The organism is Nostocoides japonicum T1-X7 (assembly GCF_001046855.1).
Classification (GTDB): Bacteria; Actinomycetota; Actinomycetes; order Actinomycetales; family Dermatophilaceae; genus Nostocoides; species Nostocoides japonicum.
Window position 1 is genome coordinate 2,897,357 of record NZ_HF570958.1, and the last position, 13,724, is coordinate 2,911,080.

Below are 13,724 nucleotides of genomic sequence, written 5' to 3' on the forward strand. Positions count from 1 at the left end.
CCGACCTTCCCCTGCGAAAGGAACCCCGGTATGCGTCGCAAGGAGTTCGTCCTCCTCGTCGGTCCCAGCGCCGTCATCATGATCGGTCTTCTCGTCTTTCCCCTGTTCCAGACCGTGGTCTGGAGCCTGCAGAAGGTGACGTACGGCACGCCCGGGACGTTCATCGGGCTGGACAACTTCACCGGCATCCTGGGCGACAGCCGCTTCCGAGAGGCGGTCCTGTTCACCGTGGGGCTGACCCTGACCGGCCTCGTCCTGAAGCTGGTGTGCGGATTCCTCATCGCCGTGCTCCTGCAGCGCGTCGGCCGGCTACGACCCATGTTCCTCGGCTTCCTGCTGCTGTCCTACATCGTGCCCACGGTCATCGGCGCCACGGCCTTCTCCTGGCTGTTCGACTCCAACTTCGGGGGTCTCATCAACTGGATCCTCCAGCACGTCGGCGTGTCGGACCCGCCGTTGTGGTTCGCCGACCAATGGCCCAACCGGCTGATGATCCTCGGCAACATCGTCTGGCACGAGCTGCCCTTCTCGATCCTCATCCTGCTGGCCGGCCTGCAAGGCATCAACACCGAGTCCATCGAGGCGGCCCAGATCGACGGGGCCAACTGGTTCCAGCAGCAGCGTTACGTCGTCATCCCCGCCCTGGGACCACTGCTGGGGTTCATCTCCCTCATCACGATCATGGACGGCCTTCGCGTGTTCGACGCGTTGGTACCCCTCGCGCCCAGCGCCGTGTCGCTGCACAACGAGTCCATCATGATCTACGTCTACAACATCGCGTTCGCCGCGGGCACCCAGAACCTCGGCGTCGGCAGCGCCGTCAGCGTCATCACGATGGTGATCATCGCCATCCTCCTCGTGCCCTTCATCCGACAGACCTACCGAGAGGCGCGGGGCGCATGACCGTTCCAACCACCACCGGCGAGCGACTGCGCCCGGTGACCGCCGACGAGCAGGCGGCAGCACCCAAGAGCCGCACGGGTCTGGTCGTCGTCCTCATCCTCTCTGCGGTCTCCTTCGTCTTCCTCACGCCGTTCATCTGGACGACGATGGCGGCGACGAAGCCCACCGCTCAGGCGTTCGCCAGCCCACCGGTGTTCGCCTACCGGCCCACCTTCCAGACCTTCGTCGACCTGTGGCAGCAGACCAGCTTCGCCCACTACCTGCTCAACACCGTGCTCGTCGCGATCGGCAGCGTCATCGTCGCTCTCCTGGTGGGCGCTCCCGCGGCCTACGCGCTGGCACGCTACGAGGGACGGATCGGAGCCATCCTGCTCGTCCTCGCACTCGCGTTCCGGGCGCTCCCTCGCTTCGCGGTCGCGCTGCCGTTCTACGAGGCCGCCCAGAAGCTGGGCATCTACGACACTAAGGTCGCGCTCCTCGTGGCTCTCGTCGCGCTCAACCAGCCGTTCACCATCTGGCTGCTGCGCAACTTCTTCAGAGAGATCCCTCGAGAGCTGGACGAGGCGGCCATGGTGGACGGCTGCACCCGTCTGCAGACCCTCGTTCGGGTCATCCTGCCCGTGATGGGGCCCGGCCTGGTCACGGCGGGCATCTTCACCTTCCTGTTCGCCTTCCAGGAATACCTCATGGCCCTCGTGCTCACCGACGTCAACGCCAAGACGGTTCCGGTGTTCATCGCCACCCAGATCGGGCAGAACCTGCCCCTGCTCCAGCAGGCCAGTGCTGCGACGGTGCTCGTGGCGCTGCCGATCCTCGTCCTGGCCATGGTCGTCCAACGATTCCTCGTCGCCGGCCTCACCGGTGGCTCGGTCAAGGGCTGAGGCGCCCCCGACTCTCGCCACTCCCACCGCACGACCAGACGATCCACGAAAGGGAACCCACCCATGCTGCTCGACCCGGTACGGACCGGACATCTCTCAGGCCGCTACCACCACGTGAAGGCTCCCGCGCTGTCCGGGCCTCCTGCGCAACGCAACCCACAGGTCATCGACACGGTCTCCGAGATGCTCGCCAGCATCCAGCGCGGGGGCATGGACCAGGTCCTGGAGTATGCGCGCCGGCTCGACGGATACGACGGGGGGGCCATCGAGCTGGATGCCGCCGCCATCGAGGCACAGGTCGCAAGCCTGCCCGCGGAGCTCCGTGCCGCCCTGGACCTGGGACAGGAGAGGACGGCGGCATTCGCCCGACTCAGCCGCTCCAAGCTGGCCGACTTCGAGGCGGAGATCGCCCCAGGACTGGTCACCGGGGTGCGCTACGTCCCCGTGCAGCGCGTCGGCGCATACCTCCCCGCCGGTCGGTTCCCTCTCCTGGCCAGCGCCTTCATGACCGCGAACGTCGCGAAGGTCGCGGGCGTCCCCACGGTCATCGCCTGCACACCGCCACAGCCGGACGGCCGTCCCGACCCCGCGGTCCTCTACGCCGCGCACATCTCCGGCGCCGACCGCATCTTCGTCCTCGGGGGTGTCCAGGCGCTTGCTGCGATGGCCTTCGGTCTGCTCGGCGAGCTCCCTGTCGACATGCTGGTCGGCGCCGGCAACGCCTATGTGGCCGAAGCCAAGCGGCAGCTGTTCGGCGCGGTGGCCATCGATCTGCTCGCGGGTCCCTCGGAGGTCGCGGTCATCGCCGACGACGCCGCCGACCCCGTGCTCGTCGCGGCCGATCTCCTGGGACAGGCCGAGCACGGGCCGGACTCGCCCGCCGCCCTGGTGACCACCTCGGAGGAGCTCGCCCGTCGCGTGCACGACGAGGTCGAGCGTCAGCTGGCCGAGCTGAAGACCCGAGACATCGCGGGGCCGGCCTGGACCAACCATGGCTCCATCATCGTGGCCGACAGCAGGGAGGTCGCCGTCGAGCTCATGGACGACCTGGCCCCGGAGCACCTGGAGGTCAACACCGCCGACGACGACTGGTACCTCGACCGGCTGACCAACTACGGCTCGATCTTCATCGGGCCCTGGAGCACGGTGGCCTACTCGGACAAGGGCATGGCCGGCACGAACCACGTCCTCCCCACCGCCGGAGGAGCCAGGCACAGCGCGGGCCTGTCGGTCGGTCGCTTCGTCAAGCCGCTGACCTACCAGCGGGTCTCGAAGGACGCGACACCGCTCCTCGCGGACGCCGTCGACGTGATCTCCGAGTACGAGGGGATGGCCGCGCATCGCGCCACGGCCACCCTCCGCACGGGTCTGCTGTCATGACGGCCCGCCGCCGGACCGTCCCGGTGGACCCCATGGAGCTCGGCCGTCGCGTCCGGCAGGGTGAGCGACTGCTCGGCATGCTCGTCCGGATGCCCAGTGAGCTGCTCGTCGAGCTGGCCGGCTACGTCGGGCTCGACTACGTCGTCCTCGACGCCGAGCACGGACCGGTCGACCAGCTGGCCCTGAGCCATCACATCAGCGTCGCGGAGAGCATGGGCGTTCCGGTCATCGTCCGGATCGGGGCGCTCCACGACGCCCTTCGCGCGCTCGACCTCGGCGCGGCCGGCATCATCTGCCCGCACGTCGACTCGGTGGCGGAGGCCGAAGCCCTCGCCGCCGCAGTCCGGTACCCGCCCCGTGGCAAGCGGGGCTTCGCGGCCTACACGCGAGCCGGCCGCTACGGGCTCACCTCGAACGCGGAGCATCTGGCCCACTACGCCGACGGTCCGCTGGTGATCGCCATGATCGAGAGCGCGGCAGGCCTCGCCGCGGCGGCCGACATCGCGGCTGTGGACGGCATCGACCTGCTCTGGCCCGGGCCGGCCGACCTCGGTGCGGACCTGGGGCTCCTCGGAGGCGACCCGGCACCGATCGACCAGGCCATCGACGACGTGCGGGCTGCGTCCGACGGTCGCGTCCTGACCATCTGCGGCGACGAGGCGACAGCGGCCGCACACTTCGCGGCCGGTTCACAGCTGGTCGTGTACAACACCCAGCATGCCGTGTCCCAGCTCATGGTCCGCTTGGCGACGGCGTTGCCGGAGCGCAGCGACCGTGGGGCCTGACCTTGTCCGACGCGCGGTATCCACTGGTCCTGCTCAGCGGGATGCTGGGTGACGCCACGCTGTGGGACGAGGTCGTCCCACCGGTGGGCGATCTCGTCGAGCCTCGTCCCTGCCGCATCGACACCTCCGACACCGTGTCCGACATCGCCGACGAGGTCCTCCAGCGGTCGCCGGAGCGGTTCGCCGTGGCCGGGCACTCGCTCGGCGGCATCATCGCGATGGAGATCATCCGCCGGGCGCCGACGCGGGTGACCCGGCTGGCGATCCTCAACACGAGCGCCCGCTCCGGGTCGCCGGAGCAGCGTGACCAGTGGACGCGGTTGGCGCAGGAGGTTCGCAGCGGCGGCTTCGGGGCCGCGGCCGACCGGCTCGCGACCGTCACGCTGCCGGAATGCCACCGAACGCAGGCCCTGGTGGCTCGCAGCGCGGCGATGGCCCGGACCGTCGGGCCGGACGGCTTCCTGCGACAGCTGGCCGCGCAGCAGTCCCGGCCCGACCTCCGGCCGAGTCTCGCCGCGGTCACCGTGCCTACCCTGGTGCTCAGCGGTGCACTCGACGACGTGAGCCGGCCGGAGATGCAGGCCGAGATCGCCGACCGTGTCGGCACGGCCGTCCATGTGGTGGTCCCGGCGAGCGGCCACATGTCACCGCTCGAGGCACCCGACGCCGTGGCGGCCGAGCTGCGGCGGTGGCTCCTCGCTGCCTGACCGACTCATCCCTGCCGAACGGAACCGAAGGAGATCACATGCTGTCGACGTCCGCATACGCCCCCTACGCCGATCCCGAGGAGTACATCGTCGAGTGGACGGACAAGATCTGGGAGAGCTACGGGATGGGGCTGATCAGGGACCATTACCACCCCGAGATCACCTTGCACGGTGCATACGGCCACAACCGCAGTCGCGACTCCATCATCGACGGATGCTTCGTCAAGAAGACCGCGTTCCCTCACCGGGCGTTCACCGCGGAGGACGTCGTCTGGGAGGAGCGTTCGGAGAACTCGTGGATCAGCTCGCACCGGATCATCAACTCCGGCGTCCAGAGCGGCTTCTGGCAGTACGGACCGCCCACGTTCCGTCTCTCGACGTCGCGCAACATCGCGCTGTGCCTCGTGCGGGACGCGTTCATCGTCGAGGAGTGGGCCGTCAGGGACGAGTGGGCCGTGGTGGAGCAGAACGGCCTCGACGTGTCCGGCATCGCGCGCGAGCTGGCCACGAGGCCCAATGCGACCCTGTTGGGATCGCTGGACGGCGAGGGCCTCTTCGGCCCTCCTCCTGCAGATCCGCTGACCGCCGGCGACTCGGGGCCCCGGCCGGACAACCTGCGCACCGAGTGCGAGACGGTGCTGGACTTCATCGACCGCGGATGGAACGGTCGCCTGCTCAACCTCGCCCCGCAGGTTCTGCACCGCAGTCACGTCTGCTACACCAGCCGTTTCCGTACCTACTGCCGAGCCGAGGGATACCAACAGGCCCTGGGCGAACTCATCGCCACCTTCCCCGATGCCGTCTTCGAGGTTCGCGACGTGGCCGCCAACCGGGACGACTTCCACGGGACCCGCGTCTCCGTGATGTGGCGGATGCGCGGCACCTACAGCGGCGCTCCCACATATGGGCCGCTGACCGGCTCCCCGGTCGACGTCCTGGGACTCTCGCACTTCGTGTTCCGCGACGGCAGGATCCTCAACGAGTACCGGGTCTACGACGAGCTCGCGATCCTCACCCAGCTGGAGTCGGCCCGCCTGGCCCAGACGGCGCCATGACCCAGCACGCACCCTTGCTGCCTCCAAGCACCGACACCGTTGTCGTGGGTGCCGGCCTCATGGGGTCGGCCGTCGCGTGGCATCTGGCACGTCGCGGGCACGGGGTGGTGGTCGTCGAACGCTTCACGCCGGCGAATCCTCTCGGCAGCTCCCACGGATCGGCGAGGATCATCCGCCGCGCCTACCCCCACATCGACTACATCCGCCTCACCGGCGAGGCATTCGAGTGGTGGCGAGAGCTGGAACTGGACAGTGACGGCCCGATCCTCCGGCTCACCGGCGGCCTGGACCACGGAGCGGACCGTCAGCCGCGCACCATCGCGTCGGCCCTCTCGCGCGCTGGAGTCGAGCACGACCTCCTCTCCGCCTCCGAAGCCGAGGACCGTTATCCCGGAATGGTCTTCGAAGGACCCGTCCTCTATCACCCACAGGCCGGGACCATCGACGCCGAACATGCCGTCCGCGCACTCCTCGCGGGAGCCGAGGCCCACGGAGCCGCGACCGCTCAGGGAACCGAAGTCGTCGCGATCGTGGACGGCGACGACACGGTGCGGGTGCAGACGACACACGGTGACGTCCGAGCCCGCACCGTCGTCGTCGCAGCCGGGGCGTGGATGCCGGAGCTGCTCGCGGGCATCGTGGAGCTGCCGCCGCTGTGGGTGACGCAGCACGCGGTGTTCCACTTCCCGCGGGCCGACCCGTCGGTCACCTGGCCGGTCACCATCCATCGTGCCGACATGGATGTCTACCACCTCCCAGGGGGCCGGGACGGAGGCCCGACGGACGCACGCAAGATCGCGGAACACCGCGGGGCGGCCACAACCGCGCGGACCAGGTCGGGCGAGGTCGACGACGGCAGCCGGCGCCGCATCACCGAGTACGTCCGTCGGTGGCTGCCCGGTCTCGTGCCCGACCCCTTCGGCGAGACGACCTGTCTCTACACCTCGACCCAGGACGAGGACTTCCTCATCGACCGCATCGGCCGGGTCGTCGTCGTCTCGGCCTGTTCCGGACACGGAGCCAAGCTGGCACCGGTCGTGGGCCGCGTCGCGGCGGACCTCGTCGAGGGGCATCCCTCGGAGCCGGCACGATTCGGGCTCTCCCGCCATCGCGAGCGCATCCAGCCGGGTCGGCGACCCATGACGGTCCTCCCGTGACCGGCTCACCGCGGCTCGCGTGCCGGACCCGGGTCGCCGATCGGCAGCCACGAGGGCGGGAGACGCCATGAGCCGGACCCGCCCGCACCTGGTCGTCATCGACGATGATCCGACCGGCTCCCAGACGGTTCGCGGCGCCCGACTCCTCCTCGATCTCGACCTCGTGCCGGAGCTTCCCCTCTCCGAGGGTGGAGTCACCTTCGTCCTGACCAACAGCCGATCCTTGGACGAGCCAGACGCTGCCGAGGTCACAGCCCGGGTCGGACATGCTCTCGCCCGTCGGGCAGAGCCGCATGTCGTCGTCAGCCGCGGCGACTCCACACTGCGGGGACACACGATCCTCGAGGTCGACACCCTGATGGCGTGCTACGCCTCGGCCGGCATGCCCTTCGACGGCGTCATCTTCGCGCCGGCGTTCTTCGAGGCGGGACGGCGCACCGTCGAGGGGGTTCACGAGGTCCTCGGCGACGGCGTCTGGAGGCCGGTCGGCGACACCGGCTATGCCAGGGACGCCACCTTCGGCTTCCGGTCCTCACGGCTGCCCGACTACCTCCAGGAGCGCTCCCACGGCCGGGTGGACGCCTCGGGAGTCGTGACCGTCACCCTGGACGACATCGCCGCCGGAGTCTCCGCCGTGGCCTCGCGGATCGCGCAGGCGCCCCCGGGATCGTGGATCACCGTCGACGGACGCGAACGTGCCGACTACGAGGTCGTCGTCATGGCGCTCCACCGTCTGCGCCTGACGGGGAAGCGGTACCTGCTGCGTACCGGGCCGGGGATGCTCGCGCCGCTCGCCGGGCAGCCCGTGCCTCCTCCCCTGTCCCTCGGCGAGCTTCGGACGAACGCCCCCACCGGGTCCCAGCCGCTCATCGTCGTCGGATCCCATGTCGAGCTCACGACGCGGCAGGTCCACGAGCTCTCGAAGCGTCACGACCTCGCGGAGATCGAGATCGACGTGACCCGGGTGGACGACGCGGCATACGTCGACGCGTTGGCCGTCGCCGCCGCAACGCGGTTGAGAGACCGGCCCCTGCTCATCTGCACGAGCCGGACGCTGCACGCCGCAGACACACCCGAGAGGAGTCTCGCGCTCTCCCGTCGTGTGTCTTCAGCCGTGAACCGAGTCACCGGAAGGGCACTCGCGGCCGGACCACGATACGTGCTCGCGAAGGGAGGGATCACCTCGCACGAGGTCGCGAGGACCGCGCTGGGGATCCGCGCCGGCACCATCGTCGGACAGCTCTTCACGGGACAGGTGAGCGTCCTGCTCCCCGACGACGCTCCACACGGTGTGCGCGGACTGCCCTACGTCATCTTCCCGGGCAACGTGGGGGACGAGTCCAGCCTGGCCGACGCCGTGGATCGGATGAACGCCCTCACCACGTGACGCCCCGACCGGGATCGGACTGCGGTCAGAGCTCCCACAGGGGTGCCAGCTCGCGGACGAAGATGTCGGCCGCGGTCGGCCCGATCCCCTTGAAGCGCTGGACCTCTCGCGCCAGCTCGTCCCGGCTGTCCGCCGCGCGGCGCAGTCGGGTCAGGTGCCCGCCGTAGTCGTCGAGCACCTGCCGGCCGAGGGCGATGAGCTCCCGGGCCGTCGACTCGTCGTACCGGCGGTAGCCGCCACGGCCGAGCGCGTCGACGAGGGTCTGCCAGTCGGCGCCGGCGAGCCTGGTGGGAGTGAGGACGCCGAGCTCGTCGAGCTCCCGGTATGCGCGGGCGGCGATGTCCTGGCTGATGCGGGCCCCGAAGAGGAGACAGGCCACCAGCCATCGGAACGCCGGTGCGTCGGTGCCTCTGCCCAGGTCGAGGTCGAGGTCCGTCGGGCCGAGCCGCTTCTTGGTGTGCGCTGCCATCGTGCTGCTCCTTCGCGTGGGTATGCCGCCCCCCAGCGGGTCTCCGTCCGACCGTATGCCGCGCCGCCGGTCACGCGGACGACGCCGCGTCGGCGTCCTCCGCCGAGAGGGGTCTCGCGACGTCCTCGAGGCTGCGGCGCTCTGCGGGGACGGCGAGGATGGCCGCGACGACGCCGGCGGCGATCATGAGGGACGCGCCGATGAGGAAGGCGATCGCGGTGTCGGACGGCCGCCCGCTCGCCGTCAGCTGGGCGAAGAGCAGCGGCCCGGAGATGCCGCCGACCGCGGTGCCGATCGCGTAGAAGAACGCGATGGCCAGCGCCCTCGTCTCCATCGGGAAGACCTCGCTCACAGTGAGGTAGGCCGAGCTCGCCCCGGCCGAGGCGAAGAAGAGGACGACGAACCAGCAGGCCGTCAGGGTGACGGCCCCCAACCAGCCGATCCACAGGGCCACCGCCGTCGCGACGAGGAGGACACCGGAGAGCAGGTAGGTGCCCGAGATCATCGGCTTGCGACCCACGGTGTCGAAGGACCGGGCGAGCAGCAGGGGCCCGATGACGTTGCCCGCCGCGATGACCGCGTAGTAGTAGCCCGTCCGGTCCGCCGGCACGCCGAACAGGTTCGCGAGGATCGCTCCGAAGCCGAAGGTGATCGCGTTGTAGAGGAACGCCTGGCCGACGAAGAGGGAGAGCCCGAGGACGGTCCGCCGGGGGTAGCGGCCGAACATCGTGCGCGCGATCGTCACGATGCCGATGGTCCTGCGCTGCCGGATGGTGATCTCGTCGTCGACCTCCTCCAGGCTGCGTCCCGTCGACCGCCGTACCCGTGACTCGACGTCATCGACCACCTCCTCGGCCTCGTCCTCGTGTCCGTGGATGAACAGCCAGCGGGGACTCTCTGGCACATTGCGCCGAACCAGGAGGATGGACAGCCCGAGGACGACGCCCAGGCCGAAGCACAGCCGCCAGCCCACGTCGGCGGGGAAGATGCTCACGTCGAGGACCGGGATCGACAGCAGCGCGCCGGCCGCCGCGCCGATCCAGTAGCTGCCGTTGATGACGATGTCGACGCGGCCGCGGTGTCGGCTCGGGATGAGCTCGTCGATGGCGGAGTTGATGGCGCCGTACTCGCCGCCGATGCCGAAGCCCGTGAGGAAGCGGAACAGGAAGAACCACCAGGCGGTCCACGAGATCGCCGTCATCGCGGTCGCGGCGAGGTAGACGCCCAGGGTGATCATGAACAGTCGCCTGCGGCCGAACCGGTCGGTCAGCCAGCCGAAGAACAGCGCGCCGACACAGGCGCCCAGCACGTAGAGGGCGGCACCGAGCCCGGTGACCTGGCTCGTCGTGATGCTCAGGCCGCTGTCCGGCTCGCCGAGGCGGGGGGCGACGTTGCCGACGATGGTGACCTCGAGACCGTCGAGGATCCACACGGTCCCGAGCCCGACGATGACCATCCAGTGCCAGCTCGACCACGGGAGCCGGTCCAGGCGGGCCGGCACCGACGTCCGGATCGTCGCCAGTCCCCCTGCGTGTCCGGAGCCGTCGCCTCGGCGGTCGAGGTCCGCCATCGCCGTCCTCCTCCAGCCGGGTCCGCGGAGGTCTCGGTCGACCTCCGATCGCCGGCAGCCGGGGTCCCCGGCGGGGCGCCTGCGCCCCGGCTCGGTCGCCGGGGCGGCAGCGATCCGTCTGCCGTGTTCGGTTCATGCCCGCTTGACGCGCTTTTCAAACCGACAGGACACGGCGGCGGCGACTCCGGACCGGCACCCCCACGACACGGGTGTGGAGCACGCTCAACCCGCGCTGCGCAGCCCGAACTGGCTCCGGTGGAAGACGAGTGGGAGGTCGTGGTCGGTGTGCTGGACGCGGTGGAGCCTGAGCACGACGATCGTGTGGTCCCCGGCCCGAACCTCCTGGTGCACGGACGTCTCGAACCGCGCCAGTCCGTCCCGGACCGTGACGGCGCCACCGTCGCCGACGTCCACCTCGACGCCCGCGAACCGGGACGCCACGGGTCCGGCCAGCTGGCGGGCGGTGCCGCCGTGATGGTCGGCGAGCACCGTGACCCCGAGACGCGCGGAGCGCCGCAGCTCCGGCCAGGTGCGCGAGGTGTTCGCGACCGAGACCGACACGAGGGGCGGGTCGAGGCTCACCGAGGTGAAGGAGCTCGCGGCCAGGCCGACGAGGCGGCCGTCGACCTGTGCCGCGACGGCGACGACGCCGCTGGGGAAGATGCCGAACGCCTGCCGCAGGCGCACCGGGTCGAGGTCCTGGTTCGTCGGGAAGGACGTGGTCACGGCGCTCACGACCGGGCCTCCACCAGAGCCTCGACGACGGGACGCGTCCCGGCGAGCCAGTCCGCATACGCATCCTCGTCGTCATACCGCCGGTCGACGACGAACAGCGCCCGCCCCGGCACGGTCCCGCCGATCTCGGTGAGGACCGGACGCAGGGTCAGCTCGGGGGCCAGGGCGTGCGCCTCGGACCCGCCGAGAAGGAGTGGGACGGCGACGCCGCGCAGGCCCGTCCCACCGGCGAACCGGTCGAGGAAGAGCTTGAGAAGGCCGGTGTAGGTGCCCTTGTAGGTCGGGCTCGCGACGATGACGAGATCGGCCTCGCCCACCTGCTTGACGAGGCTGGAGACCTCCTCGTCCGCCCAGTCCAGCAGCGCCGCACCGAGCGTCGCGAGGTCGACGACGAGGTCGGGCTCGGCCCCGGACAGCCGTTTCGCGACGTAGGTCGCCGCGGCGTGGGTGCGGCTCGCAGGTTTGGGGTTCCCGACGACGACGGCGGTCACCATGCGCTCGACTCCACCGTGACGGCGGGGACGAGCTCGGTCCGCAGGGCCTCGAGGAAGGTGACGACCTCCGCGGCGACCGAGCGGTGCTGGAGGTCGTTGAGGACGTCGTGGTGCGCACCGCGCACGACCGACAGCCGGGCCAGGGACAGGTCCCGCACCGATCGGGCGAGGGCGACGCGGTCGGCGAGGGGGTCGGCGTCACCGACGACGACGAGCTGGGGCAGGTCGGCGGCGCGACCGTGCGCGGAGTTGAGGAGCTCGTCCGGGACCGGCTCACCGAGCGCACCGCGACGGACCCGCGGGTCGTCGTCGAGGATGCCGCGGTGGACCGGGCAGTGACTGCGTGCGTCGAGCTCGTGCTCCCAGCCCGCGAGGACGTGGGTCGTCCGGCCGGGCAGACCGGCCAGGACGAGCCCGTCGGGCCACCACGGAGCGGAGGGGTCGCCGACGTCGGTCAGAGCAGCGAGGACGGCCGCACCGAGGTCCGCGCCGACGAGGACGACCGGATGCGCGACGGTCCCGTCGGTCGTCGCGCCCGTCACCGCCTCCCCGAGGCGAGCGCCGAAGCGTTCGAGCGAGGACGCGATGTCGGACGCCTCGACCGCCGGAGGGGCGACGACCCGGACGCGGTACGCGTCGGCGGCCAGCCGGTCGGCGAAGCGGCGGTAGGTGGCGGGGCTCTCCCCGCGACCCGGCACGACGACGACGGTGCCACGGGTCCGCAGCCCCTCCGGTGCCAGGTGGTCGGTGTGCTCGGTCATCGAACGGCTCCTGCGAGCTCGGCCGCGGCGGCCCGTGCCGTCGCGGTGGTCGTCGGGTGGTCGGTATGCCGGTCCTCGGCTGTGCTGGGACGCCCACCGAGCACGTGGTCGAGCACCGCGGCGGCACCGCCGGCAGACAGCACGGCACCGCGCCAGGCGACGTGCTGGTCGGGCCGGACGAGGACGTTGTCCGCCGCATACACCTGCCGCGCCTCGGGGTCGGTGAGATGGACGACGGTGAACGGCAGCCGCCGGGCCCGGGCCTCGGCGGCGAAGGCGCGCTCGACGCACCGGCCCTCGCCGAGGACGAGGAGGGCCAGGTCGGAGCCGATGCGGTCGTACAACGTGCCGCCGTAGGCGTCGACGAGCCCGTCGGGAGCCCGGTGCCCCGGCCGGGCGTCGTCGACGTAGGTGTCGGGCCGCCAGGGCGCCTCCGCCTCGCGCTGGCCGGGCTCGTACCAGATCGCCGACGAGGTGTCGTACCTCTCGTCGAACGTCACGCCGATATCGTCGAACCTGTTCTGTGACAAGAGGTCCCCGATGGCGGCCCGACGCCGCACGGCATCGGGTGACAGGTCGTCGTCGGCGGGCACACCGCCGCGCCGGATCTCGGCGAGGACCTCGCCGGAGCGTCGGGACCGCGCCAGGGCATGGTCGCCCACTCGCTGGTTGTGCGGGCGCCGCTCCTCGTCATAGGAGTCGAGCAGGCCCTCCGACGCCTGGCCGGCGAGGACGAGCGCGAGCTTCCACCCGAGGTTGACGACGTCGCCGAACCCCTCGCCGAGATTCCCGCCCGGCGTCCGCACATGAGCGGCGTCCCCGGCGAGCAGCACCCGCCCGCGCCGGAAGGTGGCGGCCACGAGGGTCGCGTCGTAGAACGTCGTCGCGGAGACGATCTCGAGGTCGAGGTCGAACCCGAAGGCCGCTCGGGCCACCGCGAGCAGCTCCTCCTCGGCAGGCTCGTGGTCGAGGGGGAAAGGCCCGGCATACACCCGCCACTCGCGGGTGCTCACGGCCGCGAGGAACCCCGACGCCGTCGCGTTGACGACGATGTTCGTCGCGCTCGGTGCCGGCCCGACGCGGTCGGCGATCTCCCCGGTCCGGACGATGAGCCGCAGCCGCTTGCTCGTCGCATACTCACCGTGCCGCTCGATGCCGGACAGTCGCCGGACCGCGCTGCGGGCGCCGTCGGCGCCGACGACGTAGGCCGCCCGCACGACCCGTCGTGCCCCGCCGGCGACGTCGACGAGCTCGGCGACCGCGCCGGTCGCGTGCTCGTGCAGCCCGACGAGCTCCCAGCCGCCGGACACCGGCACCCCGCGCTCCGCGAGCCGGTCGAGGAACACCCGCTGGAGCGCGGTCTGCGGGCGGCGGATCGCCTCCTGCGAGGAGAACCGCCGCGTGGCGGGGGGGGGGGAGGAGGGGGGTCGGGGGGGAGAA

General features: G+C 70.9%; 14 protein-coding genes. 8 read left to right on the forward strand and 6 right to left on the reverse strand.

Features of this window, described 5'->3' with window-relative positions; translation table 11 throughout:
* Positions 1-30: 30 nt before the first annotated feature.
* The 8 genes from BN12_RS12975 to BN12_RS13010 all read left to right on the forward strand — a co-directional run bounded on the left by BN12_RS12975 (position 31) and on the right by BN12_RS13010 (position 8,255).
* Complete coding sequence (locus tag BN12_RS12975) at positions 31-903, forward strand: carbohydrate ABC transporter permease (RefSeq protein ID WP_048553059.1); 873 nt, start codon at positions 31-33, stop codon at positions 901-903.
* Positions 900-1,784: a carbohydrate ABC transporter permease gene (locus tag BN12_RS12980; protein ID WP_048553060.1), complete on the forward strand. Its 885-nt coding sequence runs from the start codon at positions 900-902 to the stop codon at positions 1,782-1,784. The genes BN12_RS12975 and BN12_RS12980 overlap by 4 nt, the downstream gene beginning before the upstream one ends.
* A 63-nt stretch (positions 1,785-1,847) precedes the next feature.
* Positions 1,848-3,164: a histidinol dehydrogenase gene (gene hisD, locus BN12_RS12985; RefSeq protein ID WP_053080030.1), complete on the forward strand. Its 1,317-nt coding sequence runs from the start codon at positions 1,848-1,850 to the stop codon at positions 3,162-3,164.
* Positions 3,161-3,949, forward strand: coding sequence for an aldolase/citrate lyase family protein (locus BN12_RS12990; protein ID WP_157635482.1), 789 nt, complete (start codon positions 3,161-3,163; stop codon positions 3,947-3,949). Before hisD ends, BN12_RS12990 begins: the two co-directional genes overlap by 4 nt.
* A gap of 2 nt (positions 3,950-3,951) precedes the next feature.
* Positions 3,952-4,656 carry an alpha/beta fold hydrolase gene (locus BN12_RS12995; protein WP_048553061.1) on the forward strand — a complete coding sequence of 235 codons (705 nt, stop codon included), beginning with the start codon at positions 3,952-3,954 and terminating at the stop codon, positions 4,654-4,656.
* A 38-nt stretch (positions 4,657-4,694) separates the two neighbouring features.
* A complete protein-coding gene (locus BN12_RS13000) occupies positions 4,695-5,711 on the forward strand; it encodes a nuclear transport factor 2 family protein (protein ID WP_048553063.1) in 1,017 nt (338 codons plus the stop codon).
* Positions 5,708-6,868 (forward strand): FAD-dependent oxidoreductase, encoded by a 1,161-nt coding sequence (locus BN12_RS13005; RefSeq protein ID WP_048553065.1) that lies wholly within the window; start codon positions 5,708-5,710, stop codon positions 6,866-6,868. The genes BN12_RS13000 and BN12_RS13005 overlap by 4 nt, the downstream gene beginning before the upstream one ends.
* 67 nt (positions 6,869-6,935) lie before the next feature.
* Positions 6,936-8,255, forward strand: coding sequence for a four-carbon acid sugar kinase family protein (locus tag BN12_RS13010; protein WP_048553066.1), 1,320 nt, complete (start codon positions 6,936-6,938; stop codon positions 8,253-8,255).
* 25 nt (positions 8,256-8,280) lie between these two features.
* Here BN12_RS13010 and BN12_RS13015 read toward each other — a convergent pair whose 3' ends face one another.
* The 6 genes from BN12_RS13015 to BN12_RS13040 all read right to left on the reverse strand — a co-directional run.
* Entirely contained in the window at positions 8,281-8,724 is a 444-nt protein-coding gene (locus BN12_RS13015; RefSeq protein ID WP_053080032.1) for a hypothetical protein, read from the reverse strand.
* A gap of 70 nt (positions 8,725-8,794) precedes the next feature.
* On the reverse strand, positions 8,795-10,294 hold the full coding sequence (locus BN12_RS13020) for an MFS transporter (RefSeq protein ID WP_048553067.1): 1,500 nt from the start codon (positions 10,292-10,294) through the stop codon (positions 8,795-8,797).
* A 222-nt stretch (positions 10,295-10,516) separates the two neighbouring features.
* On the reverse strand, positions 10,517-11,029 hold the full coding sequence (locus BN12_RS13025; RefSeq protein WP_235432398.1) for a flavin reductase family protein: 513 nt from the start codon (positions 11,027-11,029) through the stop codon (positions 10,517-10,519).
* Positions 11,026-11,523, reverse strand: a complete 498-nt coding sequence (locus tag BN12_RS13030) for an NAD(P)H-dependent oxidoreductase (RefSeq protein WP_048553068.1) — start codon at positions 11,521-11,523, stop codon at positions 11,026-11,028. Before BN12_RS13030 ends, BN12_RS13025 begins: the two co-directional genes overlap by 4 nt.
* The gene (locus tag BN12_RS13035; protein WP_048553069.1) at positions 11,517-12,284 is read right to left on the reverse strand and encodes an alpha/beta hydrolase; all 768 of its coding nucleotides are present in this window, start codon (positions 12,282-12,284) and stop codon (positions 11,517-11,519) included. Before BN12_RS13035 ends, BN12_RS13030 begins: the two co-directional genes overlap by 7 nt.
* Positions 12,281-13,724, reverse strand: a 1,444-nt coding sequence (locus tag BN12_RS13040) for an FAD-dependent monooxygenase (protein WP_200901212.1), incomplete at its 5' end; no start/stop codon positions are given. The genes BN12_RS13040 and BN12_RS13035, both read right to left, overlap by 4 nt.